The organism is Hyunsoonleella pacifica (assembly GCF_004310335.1).
Lineage (GTDB): Bacteria > Bacteroidota > Bacteroidia > Flavobacteriales > Flavobacteriaceae > Jejuia > Jejuia pacifica.
On record NZ_SIRS01000001.1, the window covers coordinates 810,732 to 826,028 of the forward strand.

Here is a 15,297-nt window from a genome sequence, read left to right on the forward strand (position 1 = left end):
TTAGTCTGTATTTTTATAATATACAGTGTTGGTATTGTATTTTTTAAACTAAAATTATGTATAAATGTTTATTCTAATTATTTAATATAATATATCCGTTTAATGAAGTTGCAATACATAGCCATAATAAATATGGAAGTATTAAAAGGGTTTTTGCTCTCAAATCATTTTTAAATAGCACTGTAAATACTCCAACAACAAAAGTTAGAAGTAAGATTACAGTAAGACCTAAACCGACAAAGTGCAGATTAAAAAATAGAAGTCCCCAAGTAGTATTTAGAGCAAACTGTATTATAAATAAACCAATTACAGTAATATTTGGCTTTAGCCTGTATAAATACGCCATGTATACTGAAAAGCATAACATAATAGTAGTCCAAGCTGCTCCAAAAACCCAACCAGGTGGTGTCCAAGGCGCTTTATTTAAATTAATATACCATTGTGTTTGTGGTCCGTTAGCCATAAGCCAGTTACCTATGGCTAAAGCACCAAAATTGATAATTAAAAAAATGAAAGCATATTTAAGCAGCTTCTTCATGTTTTAGCTCGTTGATGAGTTTTGCAATATCTTGAGCTTCAGCATACTTTTTATCGCTTTCACTTCTGTTAATTGAAGATAACCTATGCCATTCTTGCATTAGCTTTTTAAATTGTTCTTCTAATTTTTCTTTTTTTGATTTTCTTTTAAATAATCCAAACATAGCATTTCTATTTTAAGTGTTTTATTATTTTTGAACTTAACGGATTGGTTGATGAAAAGAAATAATCTACCAAATTACCATCTTTATCTATTAAGTATTTTTGAAAGTTCCATTTTACTGAAGAATTAGAAACACCATTATTTATTTTTTGAGTTAGCCAACTATACAGCGGGTGTTGTTCTTTCCCTTTTACTATAATTTTCTCTGTAATTAAAAAGGAAACACCATAATTCATTTCGCAAAACTCTGTTATATCTTTTGAATTTCCGGGCTCTTGACTTCCAAATTGGTTGCAAGGTACTCCTATAACTTGCAGGGTATCCTTGTATGTTTCAAATAACTTCTGTAAAGATTTATATTGTGGCGTAAATCCACACTTAGAGGCAACATTTACAAACAGTATATATTTATCTTTAAACTGAGATAATTCTATAGGCTGTCCATTAATGGCATTAATTTTTATATCGTAAATATGCTCTGCATCTATTTTTGTGTCTTCAGAGGACACCCCCAAAGTAGCAACAACTGTTTTTAATAAATTCATATCTTAAATTTTAAAACTTACAATGCCACAATCCATTTCAAAAACCTGACCTGAAATTGATGATGATTTTTCAGATAACAAAAACTCAGCCATATCAGCTACTTCTTCAGGTAATAAAAACTTTTTTAAAGGGTGACGTTCTGTAATGTTTTCAATCATTTTATCATTACGTAATAACTTTGAAGCTAAATCAGTATTTGTTACAGTGGGAGCAATAGCATTGATACGAAGTGTTGGTGCTAGTTCAGCACCTAATGATTTTACCAAACCTTCCACACCAGATTTGGCAACAGCTATGCTGGCATGATAGGGCATACCTAGTTTAGCAGCCACTGTACTAAATAGCACTATTGATGGCTTACTGCCTTGTTTTAAAACAGAGAGGTATTTATGAATTACTTTTACTGCACCTAATACATTGATTTCAAAGTCATCTTTAAAATCATCAATGCTTAAGCGAGATATCGGTTTTAAATTTATACTACCAGGGCAATACACAAGCCCATCTGCAGTTTCAATTTCTGGTAATTCGTCTTGTGTTACATCGCAATTATAGTGAGAGAGATTATTATGCGATATTTCTGGGGTACTTCTGCTAATGTTTATAACATTAGAATGGGGAAGTAGCTTTTCTATTAAAGCTTTTCCAATGCCCTTACTTCCACCAATTACTATTATTGTTCTCATGGGTTTCAGGGCATGTAATTTCTATGGCCTGCCCTTTAGCCGCTTTTCTATTTTTTGTTTGATGACTGTTAAACGTTTCATCAAATCCATTAATTCAGGATCTTTTTCTTTTTTATAGATGTCGTTCAAACCTAAAATTAAACTTTTCACTTCTCTAGACGATTCGATACGCTCACTTGTTGTTTTAAAAGTGTGCCTGCGCTGCTCGAATTCTAAAGCCTTATCAATAATCTCCATAATTTTTATTACTATAATTTTTATTCACTAACCTATAGTTTGGTCAGCTTCGCAATATAATAAAATATAGCAGATTAACTGTTTTTACGGCTATTTATTAGGTAAAATTTAATATTTAGGCGTGTTCTTACCTTATTTTTTATGGTAAAGCTATTAGACACGCATTTTTAAACGTTTTTCTACTTTACGTTTAATAACGGTTAAACGTTTCATGATATCCATAATTTTTTCGTCTTTTTTAACCTTATAAATCTGGTTTAAATCTAAAATTAATGCTTTAGCCTCTCTTGAAAGTTTTACACGATCACTGGTTGATAATGATCTCATCTTTCTTTGTTCAAATTCTAAAGCTCTGTTAATTAATTCCAATTCCATAATCTTAATTATTTAAATAATTTTGTAATTCTGTAATCTTTTCTGAGGTATTAAATTTACCGCCGTAATATGCAGTAACTGTTGCTGAAGTATCATCCTTTATACCTCTTGATGATACACAAAGGTGTTTAGCATCAATAATAACAGCAATATCCTCTGTATTTAAAGCTTCTTTTAATTCGTTAGCAATTTGATTGGTAAGTCGCTCTTGTACCTGTGGACGCTTGGCATAATATTGTACTATCCTGTTTAATTTAGATAAGCCAATTACCTTACCAGATGAAATATATGCTACATGGGCTTTACCTATAATTGGTACAAAATGATGCTCACAGTTAGAATAAAACGTAATATTTTTTTCCACTAGCATTTGATTGTATTGATATTTGTTATCAAACAGCGCTACTTTTGGCTTATTTTCAGGATTTAATCCAGAAAAAATTTCATCTATATACATTTTAGCTACACGCTTTGGAGTGCCTTTTAGAGAATCATCAGTTAGGTCTAGTCCCATAACTTCCATAATTTCTTCAAATAAAATGGCAATACGTGCCTTCTTTTCTGTATCACTAAGTTTAAAGGCATCTGATCGCATTGGTGTATCTAATCCAGTAAAGAGATGGTCGTCTCCTATATCGTCTATTGAAAACCCATTTAACTTGTGTCCGTTAGCTTTTTGTTTTAATTTTTCTAATTGCATATCCTCTTTTTTATGTGCTGTACTAATAGTTTGTTTTTACCAGAATATTAATTCTTAACCTTTTATTAGTCAAAGCACGTTAACGTTTTGAAATTTTATTGTGTGTTATTTGTTTTTGTCGGCTGCATTTAAAACGGCCTTTTTCAAATGTTCTTAATTTTTCATGTTTTGTTTTTCTCCCTTGTACTCTAGATCTCCATAGTTTGAAGCTACTGGGTTTCATCTCTCTTCGCATCAATTCAATTACATCTTGTTCTTTTAAACCAAATTGAAATGCAATAGCTTCAAAAGTGGTTCTATCCTCCCAAGCCATTTCAATAATCCTATCAACCTCAACTACAGATAGATTCATAAATTTTGAAAGTTATATTGTTGGTCGTATTCAATTTTTTCATCTAACATTTTTCTAAAAAAACTTTTGTTTTCCTTAAATGTTTTGTTGTTTTTAAAATGAATATACTTTCCTTGTGCATGGATACTTGCCCCGTTAGTTTTATAAATAACAAGTTGAAAATAGGGGATAGCCCAGGTAAAATTCTTCAACCCTTTATTTATAAATATAAGTATGCCAGATTTACGTAATTCTATATTTGCATAATTGATGTCTGATACTCTATTCATGTAATTTTGCATATTAAGACTAACTTCACTCACAATCATTCTCTTAGAACCCACACCTTTCATTTTTAGAGATTCTAAAAGCGTAAAAGATCGTCCTACTAAATCTGTTAGAATTTGTTTGTGTTCCTTGTTATGAAATGTTGTGTCAAGTATCAATTTCCTTAGCTTTACACTTCAAATATACAAAATGTTTAATCTTTTTGTTGTAATATTAAACAAAAAATTAACATGTTACTATCAGTAAAATTTATGGAAAGTTTAACTATTTGTAAAATAGTTAATTAACTGTTTTTAAGTCTGCTTTTAAGAGTATGTTTTTCTAAGATTCTTTTACTTTCATCAAGAACTATTTTGTCTTTACGTAGTTTCCAAAGCACATCTCCTGCTTTTTTTCTTGAGATTTCTAAATCAACAATTGGTTTTGGGTAGTCTACTCCAAGCTTAAAATTATAAAACTGTTGTTCCATATCAGTCATTAAATATGGTTGGTGTGCAAATGGTATGTCTAAATTTTTCAATTCACTTACCCATTTCTTTATAAAATTTGCATCAGGATCATGCTCTAAACTATTCTTAACAGGATTATAAATACGAAGCATGTTAATACCTGTTTCTCCAGCCTGCATTTGTAATTGAGGAAAATGTATCCCAGGTTCAAAGTCTAAAAACATTTGTGATAGATGCGTTGTTGCCTCCTGCCAAGGTTGCCATAAGTTATGCGTAAAAAATGAAACTACTAGTGCTCGCATTCTAAAATTAAGATAGCCTGTTTCGTTTAAACAACGCATACATGCATCTACTAAAGGGTAACCTGTATTACCAGTTTTCCAAGCATGTTGATATCGTTTGGAAATACTTTTTTTTAGTTTATGAAACCCTTTGTTAACGCTAGCTTCTTCCATAGTATGTTCCATTTCAAATTTTTGAATAAAATGCGTTTGCCAGCGTAATCTAGACATAAATCCTTCTAGAGCCTTTTTATGTTTTGATGTTTCTTTTAAATGGTAGGCTTCATGGTATACTTCTCTAACTGATACATTACCCCAAGCTATGTATGGAGAAATTCTGCTACAACTGGTTCTTGCTAATTCTGGTTTAGAAATGTGAACCATATAATTAGGATAACGTTCTGTAAAAAAGGATTTTAAATAGCGTTTTCCCGTAGAGCGCCCTCCTTTTTGAAATGAAGTAAATTCTGGTGTGGTTAGATCTGGAATATTAAAATTTTGCTCCAGATTATTTATAGCTTCAATAGTAACTAGTTGATTTTGTTCTGGTTGAAAGCTTAAAGGGGTAATGGCATAAAAGGTATCTACTTTTTCACTCCAACCCTCTCTGTCTTTTAAACCACGCAACACACCATTATTTATATTTTGGTGCCATTGTATTAAATTGTTTTTGCAAAAGCGTTTAAATTTCTTATCACGCTCGTAGGTTGCTAAAATTCCAGTTTCTTGATGTGAAAAAATATCAGAGATATAATAACGTGTTTGTAATTGATTAATGGTTGCAATAATATCTGATTGTACTACTAAAACTTTAGATTTGTATTTTTCTAGTTCATTATTTATATCAACTAACGATTCTTTAATGAAATTCCAATGGCGCTCACTATAGTGCGGATCATTTAACAATAAAGGCTCAAAACTATACAGCAATAAAATACGCTGCTTCGTTTTTAGTGCATTAAAAATAGCTTCATTATCATGTAAGCGTAAGTCGCGTTTTAACCAAACAATATGTAGGTGTTCTTTTTTAGGCATTATCTAGGATATTAAGAAAATGTTCAGCATGTATAAAATGGTTTTGTTTGGTTTCTGGTTTCATTTTATCAAAAGTTCTTATGAGCATGCTTAATCTTGGATTACTTAAGAAAAAATCACGATGTTTATCCATAAAGGTCCAGAACAATCCGTCCCAGCTATTCTGCCATTCTCCTTTACCATAATTGCTCATTTTCATAATGTAATTACTACTACTTATATATGGTTTAGTAGACATCAACCCTCCATCTGCATATAAACTCATGCCATATACATTTGGTACCATTACCCAATCATAAGCATCAATAAATAGTTCCATAAACCATTTGTAAACATCGTCTGGATCGAATTCGCATAATACCATAAAATTTCCCAGAATCATTAAGCGTTCTATATGATGTGCATATCCTGTTTTTAATACTTTTTTTATAACATTGTCTACAGGTGCAATACCAGTAGATCCATCATAAAATGAAGCTGGGATTTTTCTTGAAAACTTCCAAAAATTTTTTGTACGTTCTTCGGTACCTTTAACTTCATATACGCCACGTATAAATTCTCTCCATCCTAAAATTTGCCTCACAAAGCCTTCAGTAGAGTTTATGGGGATGTCATGTTCTTTAGCATAAATAATGGCTTTACCTATAATTGCTTTAGGTTCTAGTAAACCAACATTAATTAAAGGAGAAAGAAGACTGTGATTTAAGAAGTGTTCTTCTTTAACAATGGCATCTTCATATACACCAAATTCATAAAATCGCTGTTCTAGAAATTGTTCAAACCAAGCTTCTGCAGATGTAAAATCGATAGGGTAGAGTACAAAATCATTAAGCTTACCGTAATGAGATTTAAAATAGTATTCTACATAAGATTCTGCTTCTTGATGATAAGTCGTTTTTTCAGGAAAATAAATAGCAGGAGGTGTTTTACCCTTTGGATATTTTTTCCTGTTATCAGCATCATAAGTCCACTTGCCACCTTCTGGTTGATCGCCGTGCATTAAAATATCCTTTTGCTTACGCTCGCTTTTATAAAATGATGTTTGAAAAAATTTTTTTTTCGAGGATTTAAAGAAAGTAGATAAGTTTTCTTTAGTGTTGATAAAAAGCGGATTATCATACCATTTTATTTCTATCGTTAAAGCTGATGTTTTGATATGTTTCTCAAGCCAATTATCGGTTGGGTCTATGATATGTACTGTAGAAAAACCATCTTTTAAAAGTTTTGGTAATAGTACTCTTATGTCTGATGCGTCATTTGTAGCTTCAATGTATGTTACAGTTTTATCAAGAGACTCTAGATAAGCTTGATACGCTTTCATGCTGGCGCGATGAAATGCAATTTTTTGTTTATGAAACTTATATTGACTAAAAAACAAATATTCTTCAACCAAAATGATGTGATTGATTTTATCTAAGACCTTAGAAGTTTTAAATAATTGATGCGGAAATATTATATGTGTTTGTAGGTTTTGCATATTTAGAATAAGGTAGTTTGTAGCCACATGTTTTGGAATGTGCTGGATGCATCATAGCGTTCTGCTTGTAAATCCACATTAAATTTTCGATCTCTAGGATCGTTGCCAACACCAGACACGTACATCCAATTGCCATAATTGCTATGTACATCGTAATCAATTAGCATAGATTCAAAATATGCAGCTCCAATTCTCCAATCTAGCAGCAAGTCTTTTGCGAAATAAGAAGCTACATTTTGTCGTCCTCTGTTACTCATCCAGCCAGTATGCTTCAGTTCTAACATATTAGCATTTACAAATGTTGAAGGGGTTTGCCCGTTAATCCAACTTTCTATTAATTTCTTATTTGCTTTCCAGGAATATTCTTTGTCTAGAATACCTCCAATTTTAAAAATACTATTACCGTGTTTTAATGCTATGTATTTAAAATAATCTCTCCAAATCAATTCAAAAATTAACCAATACGTAGATTGATTTTTGAAGTATTCTTTTTCAAATTGTTTTACCTGCCAATAAATTGTACGCGGAGAAATACTACCATTAGCTAACCAAGATGAGAATTTTGAGCTGTAGTTTTTACCAATAAGTCCGTTTCTTGTTTTTTTATAAACGCCTATTTTTTTAGTTTGAAAGTAATAATCATCTAAACGATTTAAAGCGGCATTTTCCCCACCTTTAAATGGAAAAGATGAATTTTGATGTGTGTTAAAATTGTCAAAACCTAAGTCTTCTATTGTTGGAATATGTGTAGAATTAGAAATGCTATGTTTAGTGTTTGAAGCTTCTGGATGATTTACAGGTCTTACAATACTGTATTTTTCAACCTTTTTTCTAAAATTACTAAATACTTGTGGTATTTGCGCAAATGCCATCCCAATATCATCTGGATGAAATAGAAACTGATTATAATATTCTTTGTATATTGTATCTTCTGGATTGCTTGATTTTACCTGTTCTAAAACTTCAATTTCCTCCTGAGTCCATTCTTTTTGTAGGTAGATGGAATTTATATTGAATTGTTTAACTAGTCTAGGAATTGCATCCTCAGGTTTGTCTTGGTAGACAAATAGTTCAATATTTAAGTCGCTTAGATTTTTCTTTAAATCTTCGAGTGTTTCAATTAAGAATTTAGTTCTATATTTTTCTGTTTTTTTGAAACCAAAATGGTTAACTTCATAATGTCTGGGATCAAAACAGTAAACTGCTATACAATGTTTATGTAGTTGCGTAGCTTTATTTAGAACCACATTATCATTAACTCTTAAATCGTTTCTAAACCAAATTAAGCCTGTGTTTTTTTGTTTTTCCTGCATCGTTCACTACAATATTTAACGTTGTCCCAATTCTTTTCCCATTTCTTTCTCCAAGTAAAAGGTAAATTGCAGATTTTACACGTTTTCTGTGGTAAGTGTTGTTTTTTGTGACTCAACTTTAACAAGTTTGTTAATCATTCCAGAAAATATAAAACCATGAAATGGTAAAACACTATACCAATAGAGTCTTCCCCATATACCACGTGGTCTAAATGTAGCAGTTTGTTTTAGTTTGTAATCTTCTATTTTGAATTCTAACCAAGCTTCGCCAGGTAAGCGCATCTCAGCATAGAGCAGTAGTTTTTGTTTTTCTTTATCGGCAAAAATTACACGCCAAAAGTCTAAAGCATCTCCAGCATCTAAATCGGTTGGACTTGTACGCCCTCGTCTTAAACCAATTCCACCAAAAAGCTTATCAATGTAACCTCTAATACGCCAAAGTATCGTACCGTAATACCAACCATTTTTTCCGCCAATACTCCATAATTTTTCCATGGTTTCATTCGCATCAATAACGTAGCGTTCTTTATAGTCTTTAAAGCAGCCAAATTTTGGCACATTAATATATTTGTGTAACTGTTTGCCTAATCTGCCACTACTTACCATAGAATCTTTCCAGCTGGAGACTATACCGTTTTGTTCAATTTTTTCAAAGGCTAAGGATACTGCTTCTTTATAAGTAATAGGGTTTACGTTTAGAATTTCATTAATATCGCTAGGTTTACCAATAATTTGAACACCCATACTGTCTACTAGAGATGTTGCTAGTTTGTATGACGTTGAAGTTACAAAATACAACCAATAGGATGATAACTTTGGTGTCATTACAGGTACGGTTAAAATACGTCGTTTTAATCCGCGTACAGTGGCGAATTGCAAGAGCATTTCTCTGTAAGTTATTATTTCGGGGCCAAAAACATCAAAACTTTTATTGTAGACAGCTTCATTACCAACCGCACGAGATAAAAATGCTAGAACGTCTCTCACTGCTAATGGCTGTGTTTTAGTATTTAACCATTTAGGTGCTATCATAAAGGGGAGTTTTTCTACTAAATCCCTTATGATTTCAAATGAAGAACTCCCCGAACCTACGATAATTCCTGCCTTAAATATGGTAAGTGCGTAATGCTCTGAAACTAGTTTATCTTCTACGTTTTTTCTTGACCTTAAATGTTTAGAAAGCTTATCCTCGTTTGTAATACCACTTAGGTAAATTACTTGCTTTACTTCTGTAGTTTCAATATAATTTTTAAAATTAATCGCACATCTTTCCTCTAGAGATTCAAAATCTTTAGACGAGTTAGACATAGAATGTATTAGATAATATGCGGCATCAATACCTTTAGGAATATTTTCAAGCGTTTTAGGCTTTAGAAAATCGGCTTCTATAATATATACATTTTCGTCCTCAGCGTAACGTTTATCAGCTCTTAAGCGGTCTCTAACAACACAAACAACAGTGTGTCCCTGATGTAATAAAAAAGGGATAAGGCGTTTACCTATATAACCAGTTGCTCCTGTTATAAGAACTTTCATGATATTTCTGTTGCTAAGGTTTTTGGTCTTTGGTATCCAAAACGTGTATTTTGTTTTGGAACTGCATAACCATCCAATCCGTTTATAGCAGCTACATTAGCCTTAGATAAGTTTATGAAGCCATCGTCTTCAATTAATTCATTATCAACATATAAACCTATTACTTTTCCAATAACCAAAATGGTGTTATTAGCTTTAATGGGATATTCTTCAAGATATTCCATTGCTAACTGTATTGGAGCACCTTTAACAAAAGGTGCTTTAAAGTCTGTTTTATATTCTGCTTCAAGGTTTGTAACTTCAAATTCTGATATGTTACTATCGTATTTTGCAGAAGTATGATGTGCATCTTCTTTTATAGCTCCATGGATATGATTAATGGTATAATACCCTGTAGCTTTTAAATTCTCATAAGTGTTACGAATTACTGTAGTGGGACGCAAAAAGAATCCTAATATTGCAGGGCTAGAACCAATATGAGTTACAGAACTAAATACAGCTACGTTTTCTGCACCATCTTCTGAAATAGAACCAATTAAATTAGCAGATTTATAACCAGAACAACTATTAATCAAATTGATTTTATAGATGTGTTCTAAATTTTGAATATCTGATTCGCTAAAATATTTCATTGTACTACAGTTTTAAATAATTATCAATTTTGATGTTTTTTGCTTTGAGGTCAAACATCAAATTGTAAAGCCCAAAAAAGGTTCTATTGATATAGATAAAGTGCTTTGAGCCTCTATTACCATTCATTTTCTTTAAATCTGTGCTTTTAGAATAGCGTTCTCCTAATTCGGCAATTTTACCGAAAAAGCCAGCATCAGAAAAATCAAAAGTTTCATTTTGAAAGGGCAGTGTAAATAGACTAAGCATCTCATGAAACATTGCTGTAAAAAAAGTTATTTCCTCGTTAGAATCGTCTTTTCTAAGTATTTCCAATTCGTATAACTTAGATGTAAAATATTCTTTGTTATCAATATTTTCCTGTTTTGCTAGCTCAAAATAGGGTGTATAAAAATCCATAGGGATATATTTCATACACCCAAAATCTAAAGCTATCAATTCTCCTTTTTCAGAAATTAGGAAATTTCCAGGATGTGGATCAGCATGTACTTTTTTCAGTTTATGAATTTGGTACATGTAGAAATCCCAGAGGGCTTGACCTAATTTATTTGCTTTTTCTTGATTGGTATTATGTGCTGTAAATTCTGAAATATGCTCTCCCTCCATATAATCCATAGTGATTATACGTTCTGAAGATAAATCTTCATAATAACATGGAAATCTAAGATTAGTAATGTGTGAACATGCTTTTGCAATTGCTTTACTTTGTTCTACTTCTAGTACATAATTAGTTTCCTCAATCAATTTATATTCTACTTCTTTAAAATATTTATCAGAATCTTTTCCTTTAATGTTGAACATGCTCATCGCTACTGGTTTTACCATAGCTAAATCTGAAGCGATACTTTCTGCAACTCCTGGATATTGGATTTTCACAGCAAGTTTTTTCCCATTCTTAAAGGCAACGTGCACCTGACCGATGCTTGCGGCATTTACAGAAGTTGCATTAAAAGTATCATACAGTTCTTTAGGGTGTTTTCCAAAATATTTTTTAAATGTTTTTATAACTAATGGTGGCGATAATGGTGGAACAGAAAATTGCGCTAATGAAAATTTTTCAACATAAGCCTGAGGTAAAATGCTTTTTTCCATACTTAGCATTTGTGCCACTTTAAGAGCACTACCTTTTAGTTGCTTTAAACCATCATAAATATCCTCAGCATTATTTTGATTTAAGCGTTCTTTTGCTTCTTCCTTAGTTTTTACAATTTTATCACCATAATATTTTAAATAGTTTACGCCTACTTTGGCTCCTGTGGATACCAATTTGGTAGCACGTTGTATTTTTGATGTAGGTATGTTATCAATGGTTTTCATACACGTTTAATTCATGTGGAATTTTTCCTTAAATAAAAATTTGCCTAAGTCTAATACGCTTTTTACAGGTGCTATATCAAGCACGTCAAAAGTGGTATTAACTGATTTTTCTATGAAAATATCTGTCTTTTCAAAAGAAGTAGAGGTGTCATCCAGCCAAAATTTCATTGTAAGAAGCAATTGAAGCCAAGCAGATTCTTTTAATGCTCTATCTTGAATTTTTTCAAGTTGTTCTTGCTTTATATCTAGCATTTGTATGCCCAATTCACTGATATATTTCGTAAAATGATGTTTTAAACCTTTTAGCATTTTTAAACCTTTAAGGTCGTTATTATACTTGTCAAGCACATGCTTTACATAGCTTCTATTAGCAGTTAAGTTTTCAAAAAACGTGTAGTAAAAGCTTAACAATTTATTACGAGCATCAAATATGTTGTAATCTTCGCTTTTTTCTAGAGCCTTTAAAGAATTAGTGTAAAAGGCTTCAAAAACACCCTTTTCAATAGATTCAAAAGAGGAGAAATGTTCGTAGAATTTTGCTTCTTCAAAATTATTTGCTTTGGCAAAAGCAAATACTGTCTTTGGGTTTTCATCATGCTCTAATACATAATCCATGTACCAAGTAATAATATCATTTTTGGAAATAGATTTTTTCTTTGCCATAATCTGTTTATTTATGGTAAAGATACAAAATGTTTAACAATTAAATAAAAAAGTTAAACAAAATAAGATGTAATACTATTGGATTTATTTATTGAGTGTTTAGCAGCACTGTTCTTCTTTAACCAACTTACAGCTAGATACAGCAGCAATAGCCCCTAAAATAGGCGCGGTAATATACAACCATAAATGCTGAAAGTTGCCGGTAAACAGGGCAGGAGCTATAGAGCGTATAGGATTCATAGATGCTTTTGTCATTGGACCAGCAAACATGGCTTCTAGCAATATAACACCTCCAACTGCTATGGCTGCCATGGTACCTATTTCTTTACTTCCAGTGGAAACATTAATAATAACTACCATTAAAAAGAACGTCAACAAAAATTCTAAAATTGCTGCTTTATAAGCTGGAAAACTCTCTGCAGGAGTGGTTTCTCCTAAAAATTGACTTTCTGGAAATAAAAACCATAACAATAATACAGCAAGAATAGCACCTATGGCCTGTGCTAAAATATATTTAGGTACTTTATTTAATGGAAACTTTTTAGCAAAAGCAAAACCTATGGTTACTGCAGGATTAAAATGAGCGCCAGATATTTCTCCAAAAGCATAAATCATCGCCATAACAATTAGTCCCCAAGTTATAGCAACACCAACATGGGAAATGCTTCTACCTGTTATTTCGTTTATAGTCATAGCACCACAACCGCAAAAAATCATGATGAAAGTACCAATGGTTTCAGATATGTATTGTTTCATTACTTATTATTAATGTCTGAACGAATTTGCGTTAGGGATTGAACGGCATGTTTGAAATCCCCGACGTAGGAGGGATTGAGTAGTGAAAGCCCGACCCTTGCGGTAACGCCCAAATTAATTATGGACAAATATACAACCTCTTATTTTAAGCTTTTGTTAACAATAAGCGATTTTAGTTTGGTTAATTTTATCTATTAAAACTTTATTATAAATAACTACAAAAAATGAAAAAATTACTATTACTATTTTTGGCTTGTGCAACTATAACTTGTGTACAGGCACAGCTTGAAACACCACAGCCAAGTCCTTCGGCTAAATTGGAGCAAAAAGTAGGTTTAACAGATGTAACCATAGAGTATTCTAGACCAGGTGTAAAAGGACGCAAAATATTTGGTGGTTTAGAACCTTTTGGAACAATTTGGAGAACTGGAGCTAATAAAAATACGATTATTACTTTTAGTACTGAGGTAACTATTGCTGGACAAAAATTAAAAGCAGGTAGCTATGCCATTTTTACAAGATTAAATTCTGCTAAATCGTGGGATGTTATGTTTTATAGTGATACAAGTAACTGGGGTACACCTCGTAAATGGGATGAGAGCAAGGTGGTTGCTACTGCTTCCATAGAGGTAACTGATATTCCTTTTAACGTAGAAACATTTACTATAGATATTAACAATATTAAGAATAGTAGTGCTACTTTAGAGTTGATTTGGGAAAAATCTTATGCCGCAGTTACTTTTCAGGTACCAACTGATAAGGCAGTATTATCTAATATTAACAAGGTAATGAGTGGGCCAAGTGTTAATGATTATTATTCGGCTGCTGTATACTACTTACAAGAGAATAAAGACATAAAAAAAGCTAAAACTTGGATTGATAAAGCCGTGGAACTAACAAGTGATAAACCACGCTTTTGGATTTTAAGACAACAGTCTTTAATACACGCTAAAGCTGGTGCTAAAGATATAGCTATTGCTGCTGCTAAGCAGTCTTTAAAGCTTGCTGAAAAAGCAGGGAATAAAGGATATGTAAAAATGAACCAAGATTCTTTAAAAGAGTGGGGAGCTATGTAGTAATAGGCTTTTAACCTTATATAAGATTACTTTTAATTTAAGAAGCGCAACATTTTAGGTTGCGCTTTTTTATTTTTGGGTGTTACCCACAAGGGGGCGCACTTTCCGTTAAAAGTTTTGGTTTCCCGCAATGGCGGGACCAAAAGCTACCACTGCAATCGCTAACGCGGGCGTATTTGCTGTAGTAAGGTCTTAAACTTTTAATCTGTGTCTTCTAAAAAAAATAATTTTTCTACGGGCTGATTAAAAAGCTTTGCAATTTTAAGGGAAAGCACAGTAGATGGCACATACTTATTCTTTTCCATGGCGTTAATAGTTTGCCTGCTCACTCCAATTTTTTTTGCCAAATCAGCTTGGGTCATATCGTGTATGGCACGTTGTACCTTTATGCTATTCTTCATTGCTTCTGGATTTAAGTTTTAAGAAATTAAAGCGAATTATAAAGAATATAAGTGGTGTAAACATATTCAACACCAATACATAATAAAATGCTATTTCATAAATGAATATTATTGTAAAAAGTAAAATGGCATAATTAAAAATAATTCCCCAGACTATAGAATCTTTACGCAACTTGTAGATGAATTCATCTTCTATTTTCTCTTTAGTAAAAGCTAAAATTAGTCCCCCTAATAATATAAATACCATAATAATTTCATCTAAAATTTGATTATTGATGACTTTAAAGAACTCACTTTCCAAAATATCGTGATAGTATGCAGCTAATACCTTGGTGTCATTAAGGTACTTAACTTCGTAACCGTTAATAAAAAGACAAATACCAGAAAGAATACCTAGAGAGAAAAGAATCCATCCTAAGATTTTGTACCTATGTGGCAATAAATAATTTGTTTTCATAAATGTTCGTTTTAAAATTGATAAAATGATTGATGTATCAAAA

General features: G+C 31.9%; 21 protein-coding genes. 1 reads left to right on the forward strand and 20 read right to left on the reverse strand.

The window, feature by feature from the left end:
• Positions 1 to 73: 73 nt before the first annotated feature.
• The 18 genes from EYD46_RS03205 to EYD46_RS03290 form a co-directional block, all read right to left on the reverse strand.
• Positions 74 to 538, reverse strand: coding sequence for a TspO/MBR family protein (locus tag EYD46_RS03205; RefSeq protein WP_130935600.1), 465 nt, complete (start codon positions 536 to 538; stop codon positions 74 to 76).
• On the reverse strand, positions 522 to 701 hold the full coding sequence (locus EYD46_RS03210) for a Lacal_2735 family protein (protein ID WP_130935601.1): 180 nt from the start codon (positions 699 to 701) through the stop codon (positions 522 to 524). The genes EYD46_RS03205 and EYD46_RS03210 overlap by 17 nt, the downstream gene beginning before the upstream one ends.
• A 7-nt stretch (positions 702 to 708) precedes the next feature.
• Entirely contained in the window at positions 709 to 1,245 is a 537-nt protein-coding gene (locus tag EYD46_RS03215) for a glutathione peroxidase (protein ID WP_130935602.1), read from the reverse strand.
• A gap of 3 nt (positions 1,246 to 1,248) precedes the next feature.
• Entirely contained in the window at positions 1,249 to 1,932 is a 684-nt protein-coding gene (locus EYD46_RS03220; RefSeq protein WP_130935603.1) for an SDR family NAD(P)-dependent oxidoreductase, read from the reverse strand.
• 21 nt (positions 1,933 to 1,953) lie between these two features.
• The gene (locus tag EYD46_RS03225; RefSeq protein ID WP_130935604.1) at positions 1,954 to 2,169 is read right to left on the reverse strand and encodes a hypothetical protein; all 216 of its coding nucleotides are present in this window, start codon (positions 2,167 to 2,169) and stop codon (positions 1,954 to 1,956) included.
• A 153-nt stretch (positions 2,170 to 2,322) separates the two neighbouring features.
• On the reverse strand, positions 2,323 to 2,538 hold the full coding sequence (locus EYD46_RS03230) for a hypothetical protein (RefSeq protein WP_130935671.1): 216 nt from the start codon (positions 2,536 to 2,538) through the stop codon (positions 2,323 to 2,325).
• Between the two features lie 10 nt (positions 2,539 to 2,548).
• Positions 2,549 to 3,244, reverse strand: a complete 696-nt coding sequence (folE, locus tag EYD46_RS03235; RefSeq protein WP_130935605.1) for a GTP cyclohydrolase I FolE — start codon at positions 3,242 to 3,244, stop codon at positions 2,549 to 2,551.
• A gap of 79 nt (positions 3,245 to 3,323) precedes the next feature.
• Entirely contained in the window at positions 3,324 to 3,596 is a 273-nt protein-coding gene (locus tag EYD46_RS03240) for a TIGR03643 family protein (protein WP_130935606.1), read from the reverse strand.
• Complete coding sequence (locus EYD46_RS03245; protein ID WP_130935607.1) at positions 3,593 to 4,021, reverse strand: hypothetical protein; 429 nt, start codon at positions 4,019 to 4,021, stop codon at positions 3,593 to 3,595. Before EYD46_RS03245 ends, EYD46_RS03240 begins: the two co-directional genes overlap by 4 nt.
• Before the next feature lie 125 nt (positions 4,022 to 4,146).
• Positions 4,147 to 5,628 carry a cryptochrome/deoxyribodipyrimidine photo-lyase family protein gene (locus EYD46_RS03250; protein ID WP_174719882.1) on the reverse strand — a complete coding sequence of 494 codons (1,482 nt, stop codon included), beginning with the start codon at positions 5,626 to 5,628 and terminating at the stop codon, positions 4,147 to 4,149.
• Entirely contained in the window at positions 5,621 to 7,105 is a 1,485-nt protein-coding gene (locus EYD46_RS03255) for a cryptochrome/photolyase family protein (RefSeq protein ID WP_130935609.1), read from the reverse strand. Before EYD46_RS03255 ends, EYD46_RS03250 begins: the two co-directional genes overlap by 8 nt.
• A 2-nt stretch (positions 7,106 to 7,107) precedes the next feature.
• Positions 7,108 to 8,418, reverse strand: coding sequence for a DASH family cryptochrome (locus EYD46_RS03260; protein WP_130935610.1), 1,311 nt, complete (start codon positions 8,416 to 8,418; stop codon positions 7,108 to 7,110).
• On the reverse strand, positions 8,388 to 8,534 hold the full coding sequence (locus tag EYD46_RS03265; RefSeq protein ID WP_130935611.1) for a DUF2256 domain-containing protein: 147 nt from the start codon (positions 8,532 to 8,534) through the stop codon (positions 8,388 to 8,390). Before EYD46_RS03265 ends, EYD46_RS03260 begins: the two co-directional genes overlap by 31 nt.
• Positions 8,494 to 9,954: an SDR family oxidoreductase gene (locus tag EYD46_RS03270; RefSeq protein ID WP_130935612.1), complete on the reverse strand. Its 1,461-nt coding sequence runs from the start codon at positions 9,952 to 9,954 to the stop codon at positions 8,494 to 8,496. Before EYD46_RS03270 ends, EYD46_RS03265 begins: the two co-directional genes overlap by 41 nt.
• The gene (locus EYD46_RS03275) at positions 9,951 to 10,586 is read right to left on the reverse strand and encodes a flavin reductase family protein (protein ID WP_130935613.1); all 636 of its coding nucleotides are present in this window, start codon (positions 10,584 to 10,586) and stop codon (positions 9,951 to 9,953) included. Before EYD46_RS03275 ends, EYD46_RS03270 begins: the two co-directional genes overlap by 4 nt.
• A gap of 4 nt (positions 10,587 to 10,590) precedes the next feature.
• Positions 10,591 to 11,901, reverse strand: coding sequence for an ABC1 kinase family protein (locus EYD46_RS03280; protein ID WP_130935614.1), 1,311 nt, complete (start codon positions 11,899 to 11,901; stop codon positions 10,591 to 10,593).
• A gap of 6 nt (positions 11,902 to 11,907) precedes the next feature.
• Positions 11,908 to 12,564 carry a TetR family transcriptional regulator C-terminal domain-containing protein gene (locus tag EYD46_RS03285; RefSeq protein ID WP_130935615.1) on the reverse strand — a complete coding sequence of 219 codons (657 nt, stop codon included), beginning with the start codon at positions 12,562 to 12,564 and terminating at the stop codon, positions 11,908 to 11,910.
• A 99-nt stretch (positions 12,565 to 12,663) separates the two neighbouring features.
• The gene (locus tag EYD46_RS03290; RefSeq protein WP_130935616.1) at positions 12,664 to 13,320 is read right to left on the reverse strand and encodes an MIP/aquaporin family protein; all 657 of its coding nucleotides are present in this window, start codon (positions 13,318 to 13,320) and stop codon (positions 12,664 to 12,666) included.
• Positions 13,321 to 13,544: 224 nt separating this feature from the next.
• Between EYD46_RS03290 and EYD46_RS03295 the strand changes: the two genes are divergently transcribed.
• Complete coding sequence (locus EYD46_RS03295; RefSeq protein ID WP_130935617.1) at positions 13,545 to 14,396, forward strand: DUF2911 domain-containing protein; 852 nt, start codon at positions 13,545 to 13,547, stop codon at positions 14,394 to 14,396.
• Positions 14,397 to 14,596: 200 nt separating this feature from the next.
• Here EYD46_RS03295 and EYD46_RS03300 read toward each other — a convergent pair whose 3' ends face one another.
• Positions 14,597 to 14,797: a helix-turn-helix transcriptional regulator gene (locus tag EYD46_RS03300; protein ID WP_130935618.1), complete on the reverse strand. Its 201-nt coding sequence runs from the start codon at positions 14,795 to 14,797 to the stop codon at positions 14,597 to 14,599.
• Positions 14,787 to 15,254, reverse strand: coding sequence for a hypothetical protein (locus tag EYD46_RS03305; RefSeq protein ID WP_130935619.1), 468 nt, complete (start codon positions 15,252 to 15,254; stop codon positions 14,787 to 14,789). Before EYD46_RS03305 ends, EYD46_RS03300 begins: the two co-directional genes overlap by 11 nt.
• Between the last annotated feature and the right edge of the window lie 43 nt (positions 15,255 to 15,297).

Bases quoted from the DNA above. Each gene is read 5' to 3' on its own strand.
- EYD46_RS03205 (WP_130935600.1), bottom strand. From the start codon at position 538: ATGAAGAAGCTGCTTAAATATGCTTTCATTTTTTTAATTATCAATTTT.
- EYD46_RS03280 (WP_130935614.1), bottom strand. From the start codon at position 11,901: ATGAAAACCATTGATAACATACCTACATCAAAAATACAACGTGCTACC.
- EYD46_RS03260 (WP_130935610.1), bottom strand. From the start codon at position 8,418: ATGCAGGAAAAACAAAAAAACACAGGCTTAATTTGGTTTAGAAACGAT.
- EYD46_RS03285 (WP_130935615.1), bottom strand. From the start codon at position 12,564: ATGGCAAAGAAAAAATCTATTTCCAAAAATGATATTATTACTTGGTAC.
- EYD46_RS03305 (WP_130935619.1), bottom strand. From the start codon at position 15,254: ATGAAAACAAATTATTTATTGCCACATAGGTACAAAATCTTAGGATGG.
- folE (WP_130935605.1), bottom strand. From the start codon at position 3,244: ATGCAATTAGAAAAATTAAAACAAAAAGCTAACGGACACAAGTTAAAT.
- EYD46_RS03300 (WP_130935618.1), bottom strand. From the start codon at position 14,797: ATGAAGAATAGCATAAAGGTACAACGTGCCATACACGATATGACCCAA.
- EYD46_RS03250 (WP_174719882.1), bottom strand. From the start codon at position 5,628: ATGCCTAAAAAAGAACACCTACATATTGTTTGGTTAAAACGCGACTTA.
- EYD46_RS03225 (WP_130935604.1), bottom strand. From the start codon at position 2,169: ATGGAGATTATTGATAAGGCTTTAGAATTCGAGCAGCGCAGGCACACT.
- EYD46_RS03270 (WP_130935612.1), bottom strand. From the start codon at position 9,954: ATGAAAGTTCTTATAACAGGAGCAACTGGTTATATAGGTAAACGCCTT.
- EYD46_RS03220 (WP_130935603.1), bottom strand. From the start codon at position 1,932: ATGAGAACAATAATAGTAATTGGTGGAAGTAAGGGCATTGGAAAAGCT.
- EYD46_RS03215 (WP_130935602.1), bottom strand. From the start codon at position 1,245: ATGAATTTATTAAAAACAGTTGTTGCTACTTTGGGGGTGTCCTCTGAA.
- EYD46_RS03210 (WP_130935601.1), bottom strand. From the start codon at position 701: ATGTTTGGATTATTTAAAAGAAAATCAAAAAAAGAAAAATTAGAAGAA.
- EYD46_RS03295 (WP_130935617.1), top strand. From the start codon at position 13,545: ATGAAAAAATTACTATTACTATTTTTGGCTTGTGCAACTATAACTTGT.
- EYD46_RS03275 (WP_130935613.1), bottom strand. From the start codon at position 10,586: ATGAAATATTTTAGCGAATCAGATATTCAAAATTTAGAACACATCTAT.
- EYD46_RS03240 (WP_130935606.1), bottom strand. From the start codon at position 3,596: ATGAATCTATCTGTAGTTGAGGTTGATAGGATTATTGAAATGGCTTGG.
- EYD46_RS03255 (WP_130935609.1), bottom strand. From the start codon at position 7,105: ATGCAAAACCTACAAACACATATAATATTTCCGCATCAATTATTTAAA.
- EYD46_RS03290 (WP_130935616.1), bottom strand. From the start codon at position 13,320: ATGAAACAATACATATCTGAAACCATTGGTACTTTCATCATGATTTTT.